Source organism: Asaia sp. SF2.1, from assembly GCF_000505765.1.
Classification (GTDB): domain Bacteria; phylum Pseudomonadota; class Alphaproteobacteria; order Acetobacterales; family Acetobacteraceae; genus Asaia; species Asaia bogorensis.
The window spans coordinates 20102-37018 of sequence record NZ_AYXS01000045.1 but is presented as its reverse complement, the minus strand read 5'-3'; the positions used below and the strand labels follow the sequence as shown (position 1 = coordinate 37018).

At 59.0% G+C, this 16917-nt stretch carries 10 protein-coding genes; 5 read left to right on the top strand and 5 right to left on the bottom strand.

The features are described 5' to 3' along the window. Position 1 precedes the first annotated feature (1 nt). The 3 genes from P792_RS32390 to P792_RS32380 all read left to right on the top strand — a co-directional run bounded on the left by P792_RS32390 (position 2) and on the right by P792_RS32380 (position 3722). Positions 2–1405: an autotransporter strand-loop-strand O-heptosyltransferase gene (locus tag P792_RS32390; RefSeq protein ID WP_023979498.1), complete on the top strand. Its 1404-nt coding sequence runs from the start codon at positions 2–4 to the stop codon at positions 1403–1405. Further along, positions 1398–3158 (top strand): AMP-binding protein, encoded by a 1761-nt coding sequence (locus tag P792_RS32385; RefSeq protein WP_023979497.1) that lies wholly within the window; start codon positions 1398–1400, stop codon positions 3156–3158. The genes P792_RS32390 and P792_RS32385 overlap by 8 nt, the downstream gene beginning before the upstream one ends. Before the next feature lie 279 nt (positions 3159–3437). Further along, entirely contained in the window at positions 3438–3722 is a 285-nt protein-coding gene (locus P792_RS32380; RefSeq protein WP_031241304.1) for a hypothetical protein, read from the top strand. 49 nt (positions 3723–3771) lie between these two features. Here the strand turns inward: P792_RS32380 and P792_RS0119725 are convergent, their stop codons facing one another. The 3 genes from P792_RS0119725 to P792_RS32370 all read right to left on the bottom strand — a co-directional run bounded on the left by P792_RS0119725 (position 3772) and on the right by P792_RS32370 (position 8332). Next, positions 3772–4356 carry a tetratricopeptide repeat protein gene (locus P792_RS0119725; RefSeq protein ID WP_023979495.1) on the bottom strand — a complete coding sequence of 195 codons (585 nt, stop codon included), beginning with the start codon at positions 4354–4356 and terminating at the stop codon, positions 3772–3774. 3 nt (positions 4357–4359) lie between these two features. Then, positions 4360–6567 (bottom strand): TonB-dependent siderophore receptor, encoded by a 2208-nt coding sequence (locus P792_RS32375; RefSeq protein ID WP_235075509.1) that lies wholly within the window; start codon positions 6565–6567, stop codon positions 4360–4362. Between the two features lie 430 nt (positions 6568–6997). After that, entirely contained in the window at positions 6998–8332 is a 1335-nt protein-coding gene (locus tag P792_RS32370) for a carbohydrate porin (RefSeq protein ID WP_023979493.1), read from the bottom strand. Between the two features lie 146 nt (positions 8333–8478). Here P792_RS32370 and P792_RS32365 point away from each other — a divergent pair, with 146 nt between their 5' ends. Continuing rightward, a complete protein-coding gene (locus tag P792_RS32365; protein WP_023979492.1) occupies positions 8479–9321 on the top strand; it encodes a PhzF family phenazine biosynthesis protein in 843 nt (280 codons plus the stop codon). Between the two features lie 57 nt (positions 9322–9378). On the opposite strand, the gene P792_RS32360 is transcribed toward P792_RS32365, so the two are convergent. Together P792_RS32360 and dhaL are read right to left on the bottom strand one after the other, a co-directional pair. Next, positions 9379–10506 (bottom strand): zinc-binding dehydrogenase, encoded by a 1128-nt coding sequence (locus tag P792_RS32360; protein ID WP_023979491.1) that lies wholly within the window; start codon positions 10504–10506, stop codon positions 9379–9381. A 27-nt stretch (positions 10507–10533) separates the two neighbouring features. Next, positions 10534–12366: a dihydroxyacetone kinase subunit DhaL gene (gene dhaL / locus P792_RS32355; RefSeq protein ID WP_081866936.1), complete on the bottom strand. Its 1833-nt coding sequence runs from the start codon at positions 12364–12366 to the stop codon at positions 10534–10536. Between the two features lie 549 nt (positions 12367–12915). Here dhaL and P792_RS32350 point away from each other — a divergent pair. Beyond that, positions 12916–16911, top strand: coding sequence for a non-ribosomal peptide synthetase (locus P792_RS32350; protein ID WP_023979489.1), 3996 nt, complete (start codon positions 12916–12918; stop codon positions 16909–16911). Positions 16912–16917 lie beyond the last annotated feature (6 nt).

Below are 16917 nucleotides of genomic sequence, written 5' to 3'. Positions count from 1 at the left end.
TATGAGCAAGATTGAAGCCATCATTGATTCAATCCTGAACTTCGACCCAAACGATACCTCTGGTGCGGCGTCAAACCATCCAGCGGACGGCGACGAAAACGCCGATCCGCAGGCAGAGAGCGACGCGACTAAGACATCATCGAGTTCAAACGTATCGAGCACCCCGGCGCTGCTTGACGGCGGCGCTTTCCCTGAACCAGCGCCGTCGCCCACGCAACGTACCGAGCACGACATTGCTTTCGACTTCAACGCAGGGGCGCGCATCAGCGTGCCGCCGGGTCGCTGGCAGGTCAAAATGATGGACATGGAGCGCTCGATATATCTTTATAACAATGAAGCCAGCAACTGCACGATCCTTGGGGTAAAGCGCTACTTCATCCCCATGCGTATCGAGGTGCAGTCGCTTGATACCAATGAGATCGTTCTCGTTCACGAATATGACTGCCGTGACCGGGACGTGGCCATATTGCTGCCTGGCAACACGTTGGGCGACGCTGTCGGTTGGTTTTCCTATGCGATCAAGTTCCAGGAAAAACATCACTGCCGATTGACGGTCGCCATGAATCCGGAAACCTGCAAATTATTTGCCGGTCAGTATCTAGGGATTCGGTGTTGCACACTCGCCGAGTATGCAGCCGAACGCGAAAAATTCTACGCCACGTACTATATCGGCCTCTTTTTCAGCGATGCCGACCATAATTGGCAGCCCTCGGATTTCCGTCTGGTGGGCCTGCACCGGACAGCCGCGCATATTCTGGGCGTCGACGATCAGGAAGTACCACCGCGTATCGCGCCATGGCCCGTCACCACGCGCCCGATCGACAAGCCTTATGTCGTGATCGCTACCCAAGCCTCAAGCCAGTGCAAGTACTGGAATAACCCGCATGGCTGGCACAAGGTGATCGATCATCTGCACATGCTTGGCTACGAGGTCGTGTGCATCGACAAAAGTCCGGTGGGCGGTCATCGCAATCACTGGAACTATATTCCGCATGGCACCCGTGACGAAACGGGGGACCGTCCGCTTGCGGAGCGCGCCTGGTGGCTCCATCACGCGGCATTCTTTATCGGCCTCTCAAGTGGCCTGTCCTGGCTCGCCTGGGCGGCCAGAACGCCGGTCGTCATGATCAGTGGATTTACCCATCCGTCGAACGAGTTTCATACGCCCTATCGCGTGTTCAATCCTCATGTCTGCAACAGTTGCTGGCATGATATCAGAACACCCTTCGAGCACAGCGATATCCTCTTTTGCCCACGCCATGCGGACACGCCCCGGCAGTTCGAATGCACTAAACTGATCACGCCCGAACATGTCATCGCTTACTGCGACAAACTGCATGCGCAACACGCCACGGTGACAGTGCCTTCCTCCGACGACAGCGAACAGGCTTTGCAAGATGTATGAAGACGAACAGGCCATTGTCGGAACAGAGGCCTGGAAGGAACGCACGCTCGTCGATCTGCTCAGGCTCCGCCGCCTGACGAAAAAGGAAAATCGGATTTTCCTTTTCCTCGGTGATGGAGAAAATGTCACCGACACGCTCAGCGCTATCGAGTTGCATGAGCGCGCCGCGTCGGCGGGTGCCCATCTCGCACGTACCCTGCCCAAGGGCGCTCATGTCGTTCTCCTTTTCGAAAACGGCATTGAGTATATCGTGGCTTTCTTTGCGTGCCTGTATGCAGGGCATGTGCCTGTTTCAGGTGTCTATCCCAGCGCCATCGGGGCTACGGAACGCTTTACTTTCATTCTGCAAGATAGTGAGGCAAAGGCTGTACTGGGCAAACGCGATACACTGACCCTCTTCCATCAGGGGCAGGCCGCCAAAAGTGGCTTGAAGTGGATTCCGCTTGAAAGTGCCCTCAAGGCGGTGCCGCTTGATGAGCCGGTCGCGCTCACATCCGATACACTGGCAGTCATCCAGTACACATCGGGCTCGACGGAAAACCCGAAAGGCGTTTGCCTCACCCATCGCAACATCTGCCACAATATTCACGCGCAACTCATTTCGTTTCAATACCAGGACAATGATACCGGGCTGAGCTGGCTGCCATTTACTCATGATATGGGTCTGGTTGGCGCCGTGCTTCCTGCACTGGCTGCGGGCAATCCCTTCTACTTCATGGGACCTGACAAGTTCATCGAGAAGCCATCGCGCTGGCTCCAGGCGATCAGCCGATATGGAGCAACCATTTCCGGCGGCCCCGATTTTGCGTACCGCTATTGCGCCCGCCTGCCAGAGCAGGACATTTCGCCTGACTGGGACTTCTCACGCTGGACCATTGCCTTCAATGGCTCAGAGAATATCAGTCCCGATACGCTGGAAAAATTCAAGACGCGCTTCGAGAAACAGGGCTTCCGAGGCGGGTCCTTCTACCCGTGTTACGGTCTGGCCGAAAACTCATTGCTCGTGACCTCCGGACGCAAAGGCGCCGGTGTCAGTCTTGTCGCATTCGACCGCGAAGCCCTGAGTCACGGCAAGGCGCTGCCGCTCGCCAATCCAGGCAATGAGGCTGACCGCGAGAGCGTTTCCATTCTTGCAAGCTGTGGCACGCCCCACGAGGACCAGCATATCCATATCGTCGAGCCCGAACATCAGACCTTCCTGCTTGAAGGCGCGGTCGGTGAAATCTGGATCGATAGTCCCAGCGTCAGTGTTGGCTATTTCAACAGTCCGCTTCGCAATGCCCAGTTCTTTGTTGAGCGCGGAGGCAAACGGTATCTCCGCACGCAGGATTTCGGTTTTATTTACCATGGCGAGCTTTTCCATGTCGGGCGCCTGAGGGAAAAATTCCTCTATGAGGGGAGTGTCTACTATACGAATGATATTGCCCTCTCACTCAGTCAGACACTCGATGGCGCGCTTTGCGTCGTGGTGCCGCCCGCCCTGCCTGAGCGCGACCTGCCAAGTCTGATCATCGAGCACGACAATATCGAGGCTATCCCGTCCCTACGACAGCGGATTGTCGCGACGATGAACAGCTATCGCATCGCCCGTTTCGCCTTCTATTTCATTCGCAAGGGCTTTGTGATCCGCACACCCAGCGGCAAGATACGGGCTGATCTGACGCTGGAGAATATCCTTGCCGAGAAATCGGCCATCGTTCTCTCGGGTGATACACAGGCTCCCGTCGCAACAGGCATGAGCCGCATGATCTGACGCCTGGCTTGAAAAGACGGCATCCGACACGTCGCTCCTGATAGGCCAGTCGGATGCGCGCCAGCATTTCTCACATTACGGGTATGGGCTCATATTGGCCTTGTTTGAGACCATGTCGGTCACGTATTTAGAACACGACGTCGAAGCTTCACGCCAAGCCTGCAAGACGCGCCACGCTTTTGCCTCAAGAACCGTGCTTGTTCGGGTAAAGGCGTTATGACATTCTTAACGTCGCCTCGACCCGGCTGCGTTCAATCAATAATCAAAGGCACTCTGCAAATGGCAGATAATACTTCAGACAAGATCTTGCATCAGATCGCACAGGGGATTGCATCGCTCAGTGCCGAATCCGCACCGATCATCTTTGCCGACAACGTGCCGGTCTATGGTCATGTCGGAGGTATTATCACGGTCACACTCGCGGCAGAGCGCCCTTATGGTAACGAGATTGTCGTGGCACCGACCGCTCATCTGCGCCTGACGCCCAAAGCGGCCAAGTTGCTTGCAGAGTCAATTCTCAAGGCCTTTGCAATGGGCGAACGCAAGGAAGCCTCGGTCAACTAAGCGCCGCACATCGCCCCGGCGCATCCGGCCTCGGGCCGATGGCTATCCTTCAGACGCCATTCAGGGCGCCGAGCCGGGCAAGATTGATAGCAGCTGCCGCGTCGCCACAATCGCGCCCGGCACGATAATAGTCTCTGGCGTGAAGAGGATTGGCAGGGCAGGCACCGTAGCCATCCTCGTGAATCAGCCCGAGCATATTGAATGCCTTGCCCACACCGCGGCGGGCTGCCTCCATGTAAAGGGTACAGGCGCGAACACGGTCCTGCACCACACCATCACCGTTCAGATAAAGATCGGCCAGATTATAAAACGCCCATCCCTCACCGCCTGATGCTGCGCGCTCAAAGAGGCGACGCGCCTCATGCACGTCGCGTTTCGTCCCCCAGCCCTGCTCGAACACACGCCCCAGCATATTGAGACATGTCGGATGCTCTGACTGCGCGGCCTGTGAGAAAAGGCAGAAGGCCTCGCTCATCGCCCCACGATCGAGATTCCATTGTGCGAGATAGAGTTGCGCCGCCACCGAATTGTCGAGCGGCGGCAAACGCGGCGCAATGACCTGAGGGGAGGCAGGCGTTATGCCTGCCTCCCCTTCATGATTATCCCGATCCGGCTCAGGAACGTCAGCCTGCATGGCTCAGAAGCGCAGACCGACCGAACCGAGGAATGTCCGACCCGAAAGCGGGACAGCACGCGAGGTCGAGAAGGCCGAGGCGTAGTTGCGATGATTGGTCAGGTTATTGGCGTTGAATTGAACATGGTAGTGCGAAATGTCGTAGGAAATCATGCCATTGAGCGACACGTTATCCGGCATACGCCCTGTACGGCCTTCGTTGGACCAGTAACCCGACGAATACTGCACACCACCGCCAGCCTGCAGCTTGCCGTTATTGGGCTTCAGGACCAGACTGGACACATCATAGGTGCTCCAGACCGACAGGCTGTTCGCAGGCAGCTGCGGTGCACGATTACCGCCATAAAGCGCGCTGTTCGTCACCTTGCCACCCATATAGGCGTAGGAGCCATAGATCTCCCAGTTGTGGGTCAACTTGCCTGTGGCGCTGACTTCAAGACCGCGAATGCGACGACCGGAGCCTGCATCCTGGAAGCCGGTGATGATGTTGCCGTCATCGTCATAGGTGAAGGAGTTGTTCTGCTCGATCTGGAAGATCGCGCCAGTCACGCCAAGGCGCTTGTTGAAGAAATCGGCCTTGCCACCCAGTTCATACAGGTCGCTGCGCTGCGGCTTGAGGTCGCGCCCATTGGCCGCCACATCGCCGATGCTTGTCGAGCTCATGGTCAGTGAGGAAACATCCGTACCCACAGGCTTATAGGACTGCGAGAAGGTGAAGTAGAAGGTCGTGTTCTCCAGCGGTTCGTACATCAGGCTGGCGGACGGGCTGAACTTGTTCGATTTCTGCTTCTGCACACCAATCGCGGATTGCGCCGCACTCCAATAGGTCGAGCGGTAATCGTCCCAGCGCACCGTGCCATAGACCGAGATCTGTTTGGTCAGGTGGATCTTGTCTGCCAGAAACAGGCCCAGATCACGGAAATCCGCCGTGCGGCTGCCCGTTGCCGGGAAGGTCAGCATGGTGCCCGGATATTCGAATTGCGGCGTACGGATCTGCTGGTTGTTCACCCGGTTGATCCAGGTGCCGTAAAGACGGTCATCCTTCGTATAATTGATGTCCACACCGGCACGGATGTCGTGATGCATGAAACCGGTCCGGAACTTGGAGTGGGCCATGCTGACGTTCTGCACGCCCCAGCCCGCCTGATCATACCCCATGCCACCACCGGCGCCATAAGCCAGTGTCGGATTGCCGCCAGTCAGGAAGGAGGTTGCGCACGCTCCTGAGCAGGCTGCGGGCGTCGTCGCTGCAAAATTGCGGGTATAATGAGAGTAGCGGGTGTCGTTCGACAGGGTCAGCCATTTGGACAGTACGGAAGCGAATTTCGAGGTGACCATGTGCACATTGCCCATGTCGCGGTCGAAATTGCGCGAATAATTCGTGTCGCGCGGCAGGCCGTATTCCGTGATTGGACGATAGGTCTTGCCAATCTGGATCATCGACACGCCGTAATCCGGACGACCGCGGCTGCCGAGCCACTGATAGTTCAGATGCCAGGTGTTCTCCGTGCCCAGCCCGACACCCAGATCGGCAGCAGCGCCATAGCGATCGGTGCGGACATTGTTGCGGTCTGCCACCATCTGCTTGTTATACATGCCGTTCACACGCAGCGCGGTATGGGCATTGATCTCGTAATTGGCATCCGCCGAACCACGATACTGCATGCCGCTGCCAAAGGACTGATCAGCCCCGAAAGCGTTGCCGCTATGCGCCTTCTTGAGCGTCTGGTTGATGACGCCGCCCACGTTGCCCGCACCGAAATACTCGCCAGACGGTCCCTTCACCACCTCGACGCTCTCGGTGTTATAGACGTCGCGCACATAATTGCCGAAATCGCGCAGACCGTCCTCATAGATATCGCCACGTGCCTGCTGGCCACGAATACGGAACTGGTTGCCGTTCATGCCGCCATTGCCCTCACCGGCAGACATGGTGATGCCCGGCACGTTGGACAGCGCCTGATCGAGCGTGAAGAGACGCTGCTCCTCGATCAGCTGCTTGGGCACGACGCTGACCGTCTGGGGCGTTTCACGCACGTTATCCGGCATACGGCCAATATCGAGCGTCGTCGTGTTGGTGTTGAGCGTGTTGATCTGCTCCTTGCCATGTACGCGCACCGCCGGCAGCGCGATGGACTGCCCATCACTCGCCTTCTGGTCTGTCGTGACGGAATCCTGCGCTTCAGCGTCCTCGGCAGCACTAAGACCCATACCGGCCGTGAGCGCCAGCAGCAGAAGACGTTTCTGTTTTCCTGAGTAACTACCGGACACCACTGTGCGTGGGGCGCTATTTTTCAGCGTTCCACAAGGGAACGTGCAGTCTTCAGGCATACGACTCACCAGAAATCCGTTATTGACAGCGAAAGCGAGGCGCAGAACGACCTGAAATGTTTTGACACACCTAGATATAATTCCAGAATGTTCGTTCATTACCTGCCAATGCAGGAATCAATACTCAGAATCGCGGCGCTCGGCCTTCGATGCTGTGTTTCGGTCAAGTTACATTCAGATGCAAACGATTCTTAAAATCTTTCTTAACTCGGACCATATATGTGCTTTTTCAGCAACATTTCACCGGCACAGCACGAGCAGGCTTGCCTAACGAGGTGCGCCTGCTTCACGCAAGCCAGAGTTCGCTGAGTCAGATGAACTCTATATGAGTCTTGACGCCCATCAGGAGCTGGTTCCGCAGCCCGGGCTGTAGCCCCGGGTTGATGTAATACTGGATGTCAGGCGCAATCGAGACACCACGCCAGATATGCAGTTGGTAGAACACCTCGATGATACCCCCCCAATCCTGAGGTCGCCTGGTATGCCCCCGCAAATGCCCCTCCTGCGCATAGGCGGCCAGCTGCGCCCGGCGCGCAGCGCGTGAGACCTGAATGACCGTCATATCAAGCCCGATGGCATCGCTCGGGCGGGAGGCGATCATGCCACGCATGAACAACCCCAGAGAATACTGGGCCTTGCGCAAGGCTGTGCGTGGCGCGTTCCAGTAAGCCGCCCCCAGCAGGGTCAGTCCGGCATCGCGGCCACGTCCCTTGAAGCGCCAGACCATCTGATCCGCCATGACCCATGCCGACCATGCCCCCTTGATCTGGCGTGGCGATGCGCTGACCAGATAGAGGTTCTGCCCCCCCATGCCCTCGAAACGGCTGTCATGACGGGCCGTGTCGTAAACAAGGCCGAGCTTGTAGAGACCCGACAGGCCCTTCCTCGGCCCGAAGGCCGGGGTCCAACTCAACTCAAGCGGCAGGGCCATGCCATCGATCGTGGCGCCGTTGAATTTGAAGCCCGTGCGTGTCTGATGGTGCGTATAGATCGCCTCGGTTTCAGTCAGGTAGAGACCGGTTTTGATGGCCATCTCATCGCTAATCTGCACCCGCACCCGTGTCGCCCAGTTCGACATGGGGAATGGCGCATGAGCCTTGTTATCCGATGCTGCACGCGGATTGCCGCAAAAAGCGCCGTTCATGAAATTGCAGTAGAGCGGATTGGCCGAGAAATCGGAAAGGAACGTCATGCGCCCCACGGCCGCACTCACACGATCATACAGCATGGATTTTTCGACATAGACCGATACCAGATGGATCACGACATTGCCGACACCGCCATAGGTGGCTTGGCTCGGATTCAGAAAATCTCCGAATTTGTGGCTCGTCGGGCTGCCATAGCCACTGGCAAGAATGATATGCGTCGAGACACCTTGCAGGCCCGCCAGACGTTCCCAGTCGATATCGCTGCCATAGGTGAAGATACCGACATTGCCGACGCCCTTCTCCAGCCCCAGCCTGGGCGTGGGGGAGCCGATCATCGCTTGCGTCTCGTGGGTATGCTGCACGTGAAACATCACGCCGTGCTCGCGTAACGCCGAGAGACTACCGAGCGTGGCAAGGGCGTCGGCCCGCGCAATCCCGGCATGACCCATGATGATGCTGACCCCGAGCGTAACGCCCAGTTTAGACACGCCTCTCATGGTTGTGCTCCTCCTGCCTTCAGGTCTTCTCTATCGTCCCGTGGTTCAAGCGGCGGTTTGTGGCGATTTTCGGCCGGACTGGCCTGAGCAATGTTTTGTCTGTTACGCTTGTGTTCTGTCCCACCCGCTCTACGAAAGGGTCGAACATGAGCGACCATCCCTTCCGGCAGGTCGATGTCTTCGCCGCAACGCCCTTCGCCGGTAATCCCCTGGCGGTTATTCTGGATGCCGATGGCCTTGATGATGCGCTGATGGCCCGCATCGCCAACTGGACCAATCTGAGCGAGACAACCTTCCTGTTGCGCCCCACGACGCCCGAGGCCTCGTATCGCGTGCGTATCTTCACGCCCGGCGGTGAGCTTCCCTTTGCGGGGCACCCGACACTCGGCACAGCCTTTGTATGGGCCTCCCTCCCCGGCAACACCCATGATGGCATCATCGTGCAGGAATGTGGTGTGGGGCTGGTGCGCGTGCGGGTTGACGGAACACGTTTTGCTTTCGCAGCCCCACCGAGGCGACGGGCCACCCCCCTGACGATCGAGGAGCGCAACACCGCCTGCGCGGCGCTGGGCCTTGCTCCAGATGATATTCTGGATGCTGCCTGGGGGGATAATGGCCCACCCTGGCAGCTTCTCTCCCTTCGTGAGCGCAAGGATGTGCTCTCGGTCAGGCCTGACTGGTCGAGAATGGGCGACAATCTCTACGGGATCGTAGCGCCCTGGCAGGAAAACCGTGATGAGACGGGCGCTGCCTTCGAGATCAGGGCCTTTGTCGGCCAGAACCAGGGATTTGAGGACCCGGTGACAGGCAGTCTCAATGCCGCGATGGCCCAGTGGATGATTGGCAAGGGCGCAGCCCCGGAGAGCTATATCGCGAGCCAGGGTACTGCCATGGGCCGCAATGGCCGTGTTTCAATCGTCAAGAACGGGGAGACGATCTGGGTCGGGGGAACTGTAACGCCACGGATTGCGGGCACGCTGACACTCTGAAAACAGAAAAGGCGGCTCCTTTCGGAACCGCCTTTCCCGCCTGATACACGTTTGATCTTATGGGATCAGGACCGTCTTGATGGACTTGTCGCCCTTCTTCATCAGGTCGAAGCCTTCCTTCCACTGGTCCAGCGGCAGGGAGTGGGTCACCACACCCTCGACCGGCAGACGACCATCGGCAATGGCGGCAATGGTGAAGGGGTAGCAATACGGGCCCAGATGGGCGCCGAGCACGTCCAGCTCCTTACGGTCGGAGATGATGGACCAGTCGCAGGTCACTTCATCGCCGAACACGCTGAACTCGACGAAGCGGCCGAGCTTGCGGATCATGTGCAGGCCCTGACGAACGCTCGAGGGATGGCCGGTTGCTTCGATATACACATCGCAGCCATAGCCACCGGTCAGTTCCTTGACCTTGGCCACCACGTCTTCTTCAAGCGGGTTCATCACGATATCCGCGCCGAACTTCTTGGCCAGATCCAGACGGTCCTGCTTGGTGTCGAGCACGATCAGCTTGCTCGGGTTCTTCAGGCGGGCAGCGCCCACCATGCCCAGACCCAGCGTACCGGCACCGGCCAGAACCACCACGTCATCGAGCTGGATGTTCGCACGGTTCACAGCGTGAACGGAGCAGGCATAGGGCTCGATCAGGGCAGCCGCCTCGGCAGGCATGTCCTCGGGAACGCGATGGGTGCGCGACGTCTTGGGGAAGCGCATGTACTTCGCCATGGCGCCGTTGGTGTTGTTCTGGAAACCGTACAGGTCGTGACGCTCGCACATCCAGTACTGACCGCCCTTGCAGTAGCGGCAATCGTCGCAAGGAACGATCTGCTCGCTGATCAGGCGGTCACCCACCTTGTACTGCCCGCGCAGGTTCTCGCCGATTTCGACAGCGCGCCCGATGAATTCGTGGCCCGGGATCATCGGCGGCTTGACGTAGCGGGGCTGTTCCTTGTCGCCCCAGAAGGAAGGGGCGCCCAGGAAGCACTTGATGTCACCGGCGCAGATGCCAACGGTTTCGACTTCGATGATGATATCATCGGGACCGGCGCGGGGGACATCCACCTCTTCCCAGCGATAATCGCCGGGTTCGTAGGCGACGACGGCCATCATCTTTTCCGGCAGAGCGGCGCTGGCTGCTTCTTTCTGCAGGGCACCCAGGTCAGGCGTAACAATCTTGTTCATGGTCTTGGTCTTTCGGTTCGTGGCGTATCAGGCGTTGTGGTTACGCGCCGGAACCACGAGTTCCTTGGCGATCGTCTGAAGGATCAGGCAGCAGGAGGTTGCACCGGCATCGAGCACGCCGCGTGAACGCTCGCCCAGTCGGCTGGCGCGGCCGATACGGGCCACCAGATCGATTGTGGAGTCACGACCGCGTTCTGCCGCTTCCGACATCGCAATCAGGGCCTGCTCGAACGACTTTCCGTCATCCAGTGCCTTGTGGAAGGCTTCAACAGAAGGCTGCAGCGTATCGACAAGGGTCTTGTCACCTACGCGGGCATTGCCCAGGCTGTTGATCCCGGCCAGCGCCCCATCGAGCATCTGGGCGAAGAGCTTGCCATCAAGGAATTCGACATTGCGCAGCGGGATCGCCATGCCTTCGAAGAAACGGCCATAAAGCGGGCCCATCGAGCCGCCGATACCGGCCATCAGCGAGTCAGACAGGGCATCGAGGCCCTTTTCCATGACCGGCGGGTTGGCACCCAGCGCATCACCGCAGCGGGCAAAGCCCTTGGCCATGTTGATGCCGTGATCGCCATCGCCGATCTTGCCGTCGATCTCGCTCAGCCAGTCACGTGCCTTGACGATGGCATCGACCAGGGCCGAGATGACCTTCGTGGTTTCGGCGACGGGAATACCGCTCTTGGGCACGTATTTCTCGCCCGTCGCGGTCTTGACCAGTGCTTCGACCGGGTCGGCCTTGGCCGTCGGCGCTTCAGCAGCCTGAACCTGTGCCGCACCGGCACCGACGCGCACCAGACCAATGGATTCGGCGGGAGCGGCCATCAGGCGATCCAGCTCTTCATCGGTCTTCATGATCGTCAGGGTAGCGCCCTTCATCTCGAGCGAGGTGAAGAGATTGCCAACGAAGCGATGCGCCACCTCAATGCCCTTCTCCTTCAGGAGATCGGCAACATCAGCGTACAGCACATAGAGTTCGATGATCGGGGTGGCACCCAGACCCGAGAGCAGCACCGTCACGCGGTCGCCCTTGGTGAAGGGCAGGTCGGGCAGGATGTGCTCAAGCATCAGCTTGGCGATATCGCGCGAGCGGCCGAGCTCCTGAACCGACACGCCGGGCTCGCCATGATGGCCGATACCGACTTCCATGGTGCCGAGTTCGATCGAGAAATTCGGATGACCGTTGGCAACGATGGTGCAGGGCGTGAGGCCGACACCGATGGAGCGGGTATTGGCAATGGCCTTGCGGGCCACGGCAATCACCTCATCCAGCGAGCCGCCTTCTTCGGCGCGCGCACCGGCGGCTTTCCACATCAGGATTTCGCCAGCAACACCGCGGCGGCGCTCGGCTTCACTTGCCGGAGCCGACGCAACGTCATCGGTAGCGACCACGGTCTCGACCTTGATGCCAGCCTGCTGCGCATCACGCGCCGCCATGCGGACATTCATCGTATCACCCGCGTAGTTGCCAAACAGGCAGGCTACGCCAGCGCCCATATCGGCTTCCTTCATGGCGTCGAGGAAGCTCACAGCCGTCGGAGAAGAGAAGATCTCGCCAATGGCAACCGAGTCCAGAAGGCCCGTACCGACATAGCCAAGGAAAGCCGGCTCATGGCCCGAACCGCCACCCGTGATCACGCCGACCTTGCGACGGCCCGTGGTCTTGGCGCGCTTGACGACACGCGGATTGGCCGTTTCGACAATGATGTCGGGATGGGCAAGAAGTGCGCCGCGCACGCCGTCTTCGACCACGCCATCGGGGTCGTTGAAGATGCGGTCCAACTTGGGCCGTGCTGCGGGAGACTGGGATGAAGCGCCATCGACATGGCCGGTATGCGCTGCGTGAACGATTGAATGAACCATAATGGGCCCCATACTGTGTGCCGGGAAAACACCCTAAGTGCCCAAGAACCATAACCGTAACAGCGGTTATGAACGAAATCACACTAACGAGAGTGATATTCGTTACCTATTATGTGGGACCAGAACGATCCTGATTACTGTTTTCGCATGTGAATTACGGCGCTTTGTGCTTATTATGTATATTTGTCAATATGTTGTCCATTAAGGGGCCTTTGGATCGCCTGCTGCGAGCACCCGGCATTCATCTGATCAAACTGAACAAATGTGATATTTCGTGTCACTTCCGGACCATTCCGCCTGCCCGCGCCATGGTTTGAAAGACTCTATCCGTTCTTTTTCACATGATCAGCGACTATTGGCCTGTTTGCAGGTCCCCGAGGCCATACGGCGACCATGCACGTATCAGCGGCATGATCACCAGTGGCGATCAAGTTCCAGTGTGACGCTGCATTTGTAGTATTGGTTATTGTAAAACATTCCATGCATCTCTAGAATTCGCAGGAGCCACACCAAAATAATAATACCTCAAAGAGGCCTTGGCACCGAACGATGCTGCACAAAAACCGCGCTGAAACGCTGCCTTTAACCACTGCACAACGCGGGTTGTGGATGACGCAATTTCTCGCCCCTTCAGGATCGAGCCTGAATATTGCAGAGGCGATCCATCTTCGCGGCGAACTCCGCACAGACCTCTTCATTGAGTCACTCACTTGCGTACAGGCTGAGGCCGAGACGCTCAGGACCGCTATCGTCAGGAAACCAGAGGGGCCGGTTTACACGATCCGCCCACCAGGGTCCGTCGCCTGTCCTGTCATCGCGTTCCACGACATGCCCGATCCGGAACAGTCCGCCCGTGACTGGATGCTTGAACGCCTGCGTGCCCCGTTGGATCTGGAGCATGATCCGTTGTGGCAGAACGCCTTACTGCGGCTCAGCGACACGTATCATATCTGGTTTCACTGCTGTCATCATGCCGTGCTGGACGGATTTGCAGGCGGGATGGTGGCGGCGCGTGTCGCAGCCCACTACACCGCGCGCTACGCCGGAATATCCCCCCCGGAGGCCGCTTTCCTGCCACTCTCGACCCTGCATGAGCAGGAACAGGCCTACCGGCAGTCGCCACGCTTCGAAAAGGACAAAGCCTACTGGAGCGAAGCGCTTTCAGAAGCACCCGAGCCGGTCTCGTTGTCGCTGCGCCCCCAACGTGCGCCCAGTGGTGAGGCTGGCGGCGCGATAACCCGCGCCGCCTTCATGTCGGATGAGCGCGCCGAGAGTCTGACCCGGATCGGCCGTGCGCTGGAGGCGACCCTCCCCCAGACACTCACAGCCCTTCTCGTGGCTTATCTCTATCGCGTTACCGGACAATCCGACCTTGTCGTGGGCATGCCCGTCAGTGCACGCGCCAATCGTCAGCTCAGACAAACGCCCGGCATGGTCGCCAATGCTGTAGCGCTGCGTTTTAGGATCGCACCCAAAACCAGTTTTGCCGACCTGGTCGGCATGGCACGTCGGGCCATGCGTAATGCGTTACGCCACCAGCAATATCGGTACGAGGATATGCGACGTGATCTCGGGCTGTTCAGCAATACCACCCAGATCAGCCGTATCGGCATCAATATCGAGCCTTTCGACTATAATCTCTCCTTCGGTCCCATCACCGCGCGCAACGAAAATCTGAGCAATGGCGCGATGGAAGACCTGACCATCTTCGTCTTCGACCGCAAGGACGGCGCTGGCCTGTGTTTTCAATGCGATGCCAATCCAGCGCTTTACGCGACCCATGAACTGGATGCCCATCTGACCCGGATCCTGCGTCTGGCTGAACAGATCGCTAACGTACCGGATACCACGCTCGATCATCTGTCCCTGCTCACGCCAGAAGAACGCGCCGCGCAGGAAGCCAGAAACCGAACGACCCGCCGCGACTGGCCGACCACTCCCCTGACAAAGCTTATCGACAAAGGGGTCGGTCATGGCTCCGGCCCCCTCGTCAGCGATGCCTATGGCGTGATGACGCGTGAGGTATTTCTTCGACAAAGCCGTGCACTGGCCGAACAGCTTCGGGCAGAAGGCATAGGGCCGGGCAAGCTGGTCGCTCTGGCCCTGCCACGCGACAGACGCATGATCCTTGCTGTTGCCGCTGTCCTGCAGGCAGGCGCCGCATGGCTGCCCCTCGATATCGCCTCGCCCCAGGCACGGGCAAAACTGATCCTCGAAGATGCTGAACCCAGTGCCGTCATTGTGCCGGACGCTGCCCATATCGACTGGGCGGCAGAATACACCGCATGGGCTCTTACGAGCGAGACGTCCACGCTTCAGCGACTTTCGCGAGGGAAAACGGCCTCGTCCTCGCCCGTCCCGGATGACACGGCCTATGTCACCTATACCTCGGGAACGACCGGGCGACCCAAGGGGGTCGTTGTTCCCCGCAAGGCCCTGACAAACTTCCTACATGCCATCACGGAAAGACTGGCCTATAGCGCGCGGGAAACACTTCTGGCTGTCACGGCCTGGACATTTGATATTGCCGTGCTCGAAATGCTCCTGCCGCTCACATCCGGCGGTGCCTGTGTCATTGCCAGCCGCGAGGATATCCTCGAGCCAGGCCGTCTGGCAGCCCTTGTTCGGGAACATGGCATCACAGCCATGCAAGCGACCCCGACGCTGTGGCAGACCCTGCTAGGCACAGCCGAGAGCAGCGCCCTGCAGGGTATGATGCTCATGAGCGGGGGCGAGGCGATGCCAGCCCATATGGCGCGCCAGATGCTGCATCTCGGCCGGGCGGTGCATAATCTGTATGGCCCCACGGAAACCACGATCTGGTCCACAACGCATCATCTCGACCCTCAGGAAACCGATACGCCGGCCGCTGGGCATGCTCTGGCCAATACACAGCTTTACATCATCGGGCCTGATCAAACCCCTCTGCCAGATGGCGTTATCGGCGAATTGCTGATTGCGGGTGACGGGGTTGCCACAGGCTATCTCAATCAGCCGGAACTCACGTCGAGCCGCTTCATCCCCGACCCTCTTGGGGTACCTGGACGCAAGGCCTATCGCACAGGCGATCGGGCGGCGATTGGACATGACGGGACGTTGACCGTCCTTGGGCGCGGCGACCAGCAGATCAAGATACGCGGGATGCGTATTGAACCCAGTGAGATCGAAAGTACGTTGCTCAGCCTGCCGGAAATCCTGCAGGCCGCCGTGATGATCGAGAAAGACCCTGCACGCGGCGCGCCTCTCCTCGCCGCCTATCTCGTACCCGCGACCCATGGCGCAAGGCTCGACCCTTCACAGATCAGACGCACCCTTCTTGGCCTCCTTCCCCCCCAGATGATCCCGGTGCGTATCGTCTGCGTCGAGACACTGCCGCGCATGACAAGCGGCAAGCTCGACCGGGCGGCGCTGGCCTCCCTGCGTGAAGAGACGGAGACGACAACCTTCACCGAAGCCCGCACCCCGGCGGAACGCAGGCTCAGCGCATTATGGGGCGAACTGCTCGAGCTCGAACGCGTCGATATCCATACCAGCTTCTTCGAACTCGGCGGCGACAGCCTCATGGTCGTACAGATGATCGCCTGCCTCTCACGCGAGGGTTACGCGCTTCCTGTCGGGCAGGTTTTTGCCGCTCCGACAATTGTGCTTCTGGCTCCCCTGCTCGAAGGGGGCTCGGTCACCTGCGACCCGCTTGCACCATGCCTTGCCATACGGGCTCAGGGACAAAACGCGCCGGTCTTCTGTTTTCATCCCGTGATCGGCATGAGCTGGAACTTCAACACGCTGGCCCCACTCCTTTCTGAGTCCCATCCGGTCTATGGCCTGCAGGATGCCGGACTCCTGCTGAAGGACGATGCGCCCGCAACGCTCGCTGCCCTGGCGGCCTTCTATGTTGCCGAATTGCGGCGCCTGCAGCCGCACGGCCCCTATCATTTGGTCGGGTGGTCCATGGGTGGCGTTGTTGCCCATGAAATTGCGTCTCTCCTGAGACAGGAGGGGGAGGACATAGCCCTACTGGCCATGCTCGATTCTTATCCCTGCCTGCTCCAGGATCAGAGCCTTGCGCCAGATAGCCCCCAGGCCATACGCGCTGTCCTGCAATTCCTGCAGATCGCTCCGGTCGAGGATGCAGCTTTGCCCGATACGCTCGATGGCCTGGCCGATCTGTTTCTGGAAACGCTGGACACAACGGTGCTTCCGGATCTGCCTGAAATCGACCTCAATGCCCTGACCAGCCTTGCCGAGAAGCTGCGCCTGATTACCAGACGCAATATCGAGATGCTGCTCGCCCATGTTCCGACGCCCAATGATGCCGATATCCTGTTCCTCAGGGCTGCGGACAAGGGAAACCAGAACGAGGTGACGATCGTCTCGGACGACCCGTATGCCTGGAGGGCGTACAGCTCTGGCCATATCACGGCCCATGACCTTGACTGCCGTCATGGCGATATGCTGCTGCCCGGCCATGTCGAGACCGTTGCGCGTTGGATCAATATCAGCCTCGCGCAGGACCGCACGCCCGCATCCTGCCTCTCGGCAGCCTGACCGGAT

Coding starts and splice junctions, on each gene's coding strand:
- P792_RS32365 (WP_023979492.1), top strand. CDS start 8,479: ATGAGCGACCATCCCTTCCGGCAGGTCGATGTCTTCGCCGCAACGCCC.
- P792_RS32360 (WP_023979491.1), bottom strand. CDS start 10,506: ATGAACAAGATTGTTACGCCTGACCTGGGTGCCCTGCAGAAAGAAGCA.
- P792_RS32370 (WP_023979493.1), bottom strand. CDS start 8,332: ATGAGAGGCGTGTCTAAACTGGGCGTTACGCTCGGGGTCAGCATCATC.
- P792_RS32385 (WP_023979497.1), top strand. CDS start 1,398: ATGTATGAAGACGAACAGGCCATTGTCGGAACAGAGGCCTGGAAGGAA.
- P792_RS0119725 (WP_023979495.1), bottom strand. CDS start 4,356: ATGCAGGCTGACGTTCCTGAGCCGGATCGGGATAATCATGAAGGGGAG.
- P792_RS32380 (WP_031241304.1), top strand. CDS start 3,438: ATGGCAGATAATACTTCAGACAAGATCTTGCATCAGATCGCACAGGGG.
- P792_RS32350 (WP_023979489.1), top strand. CDS start 12,916: ATGCTGCACAAAAACCGCGCTGAAACGCTGCCTTTAACCACTGCACAA.
- P792_RS32375 (WP_235075509.1), bottom strand. CDS start 6,567: ATGGGTCTTAGTGCTGCCGAGGACGCTGAAGCGCAGGATTCCGTCACG.
- P792_RS32390 (WP_023979498.1), top strand. CDS start 2: ATGAGCAAGATTGAAGCCATCATTGATTCAATCCTGAACTTCGACCCA.
- dhaL (WP_081866936.1), bottom strand. CDS start 12,366: ATGGTTCATTCAATCGTTCACGCAGCGCATACCGGCCATGTCGATGGC.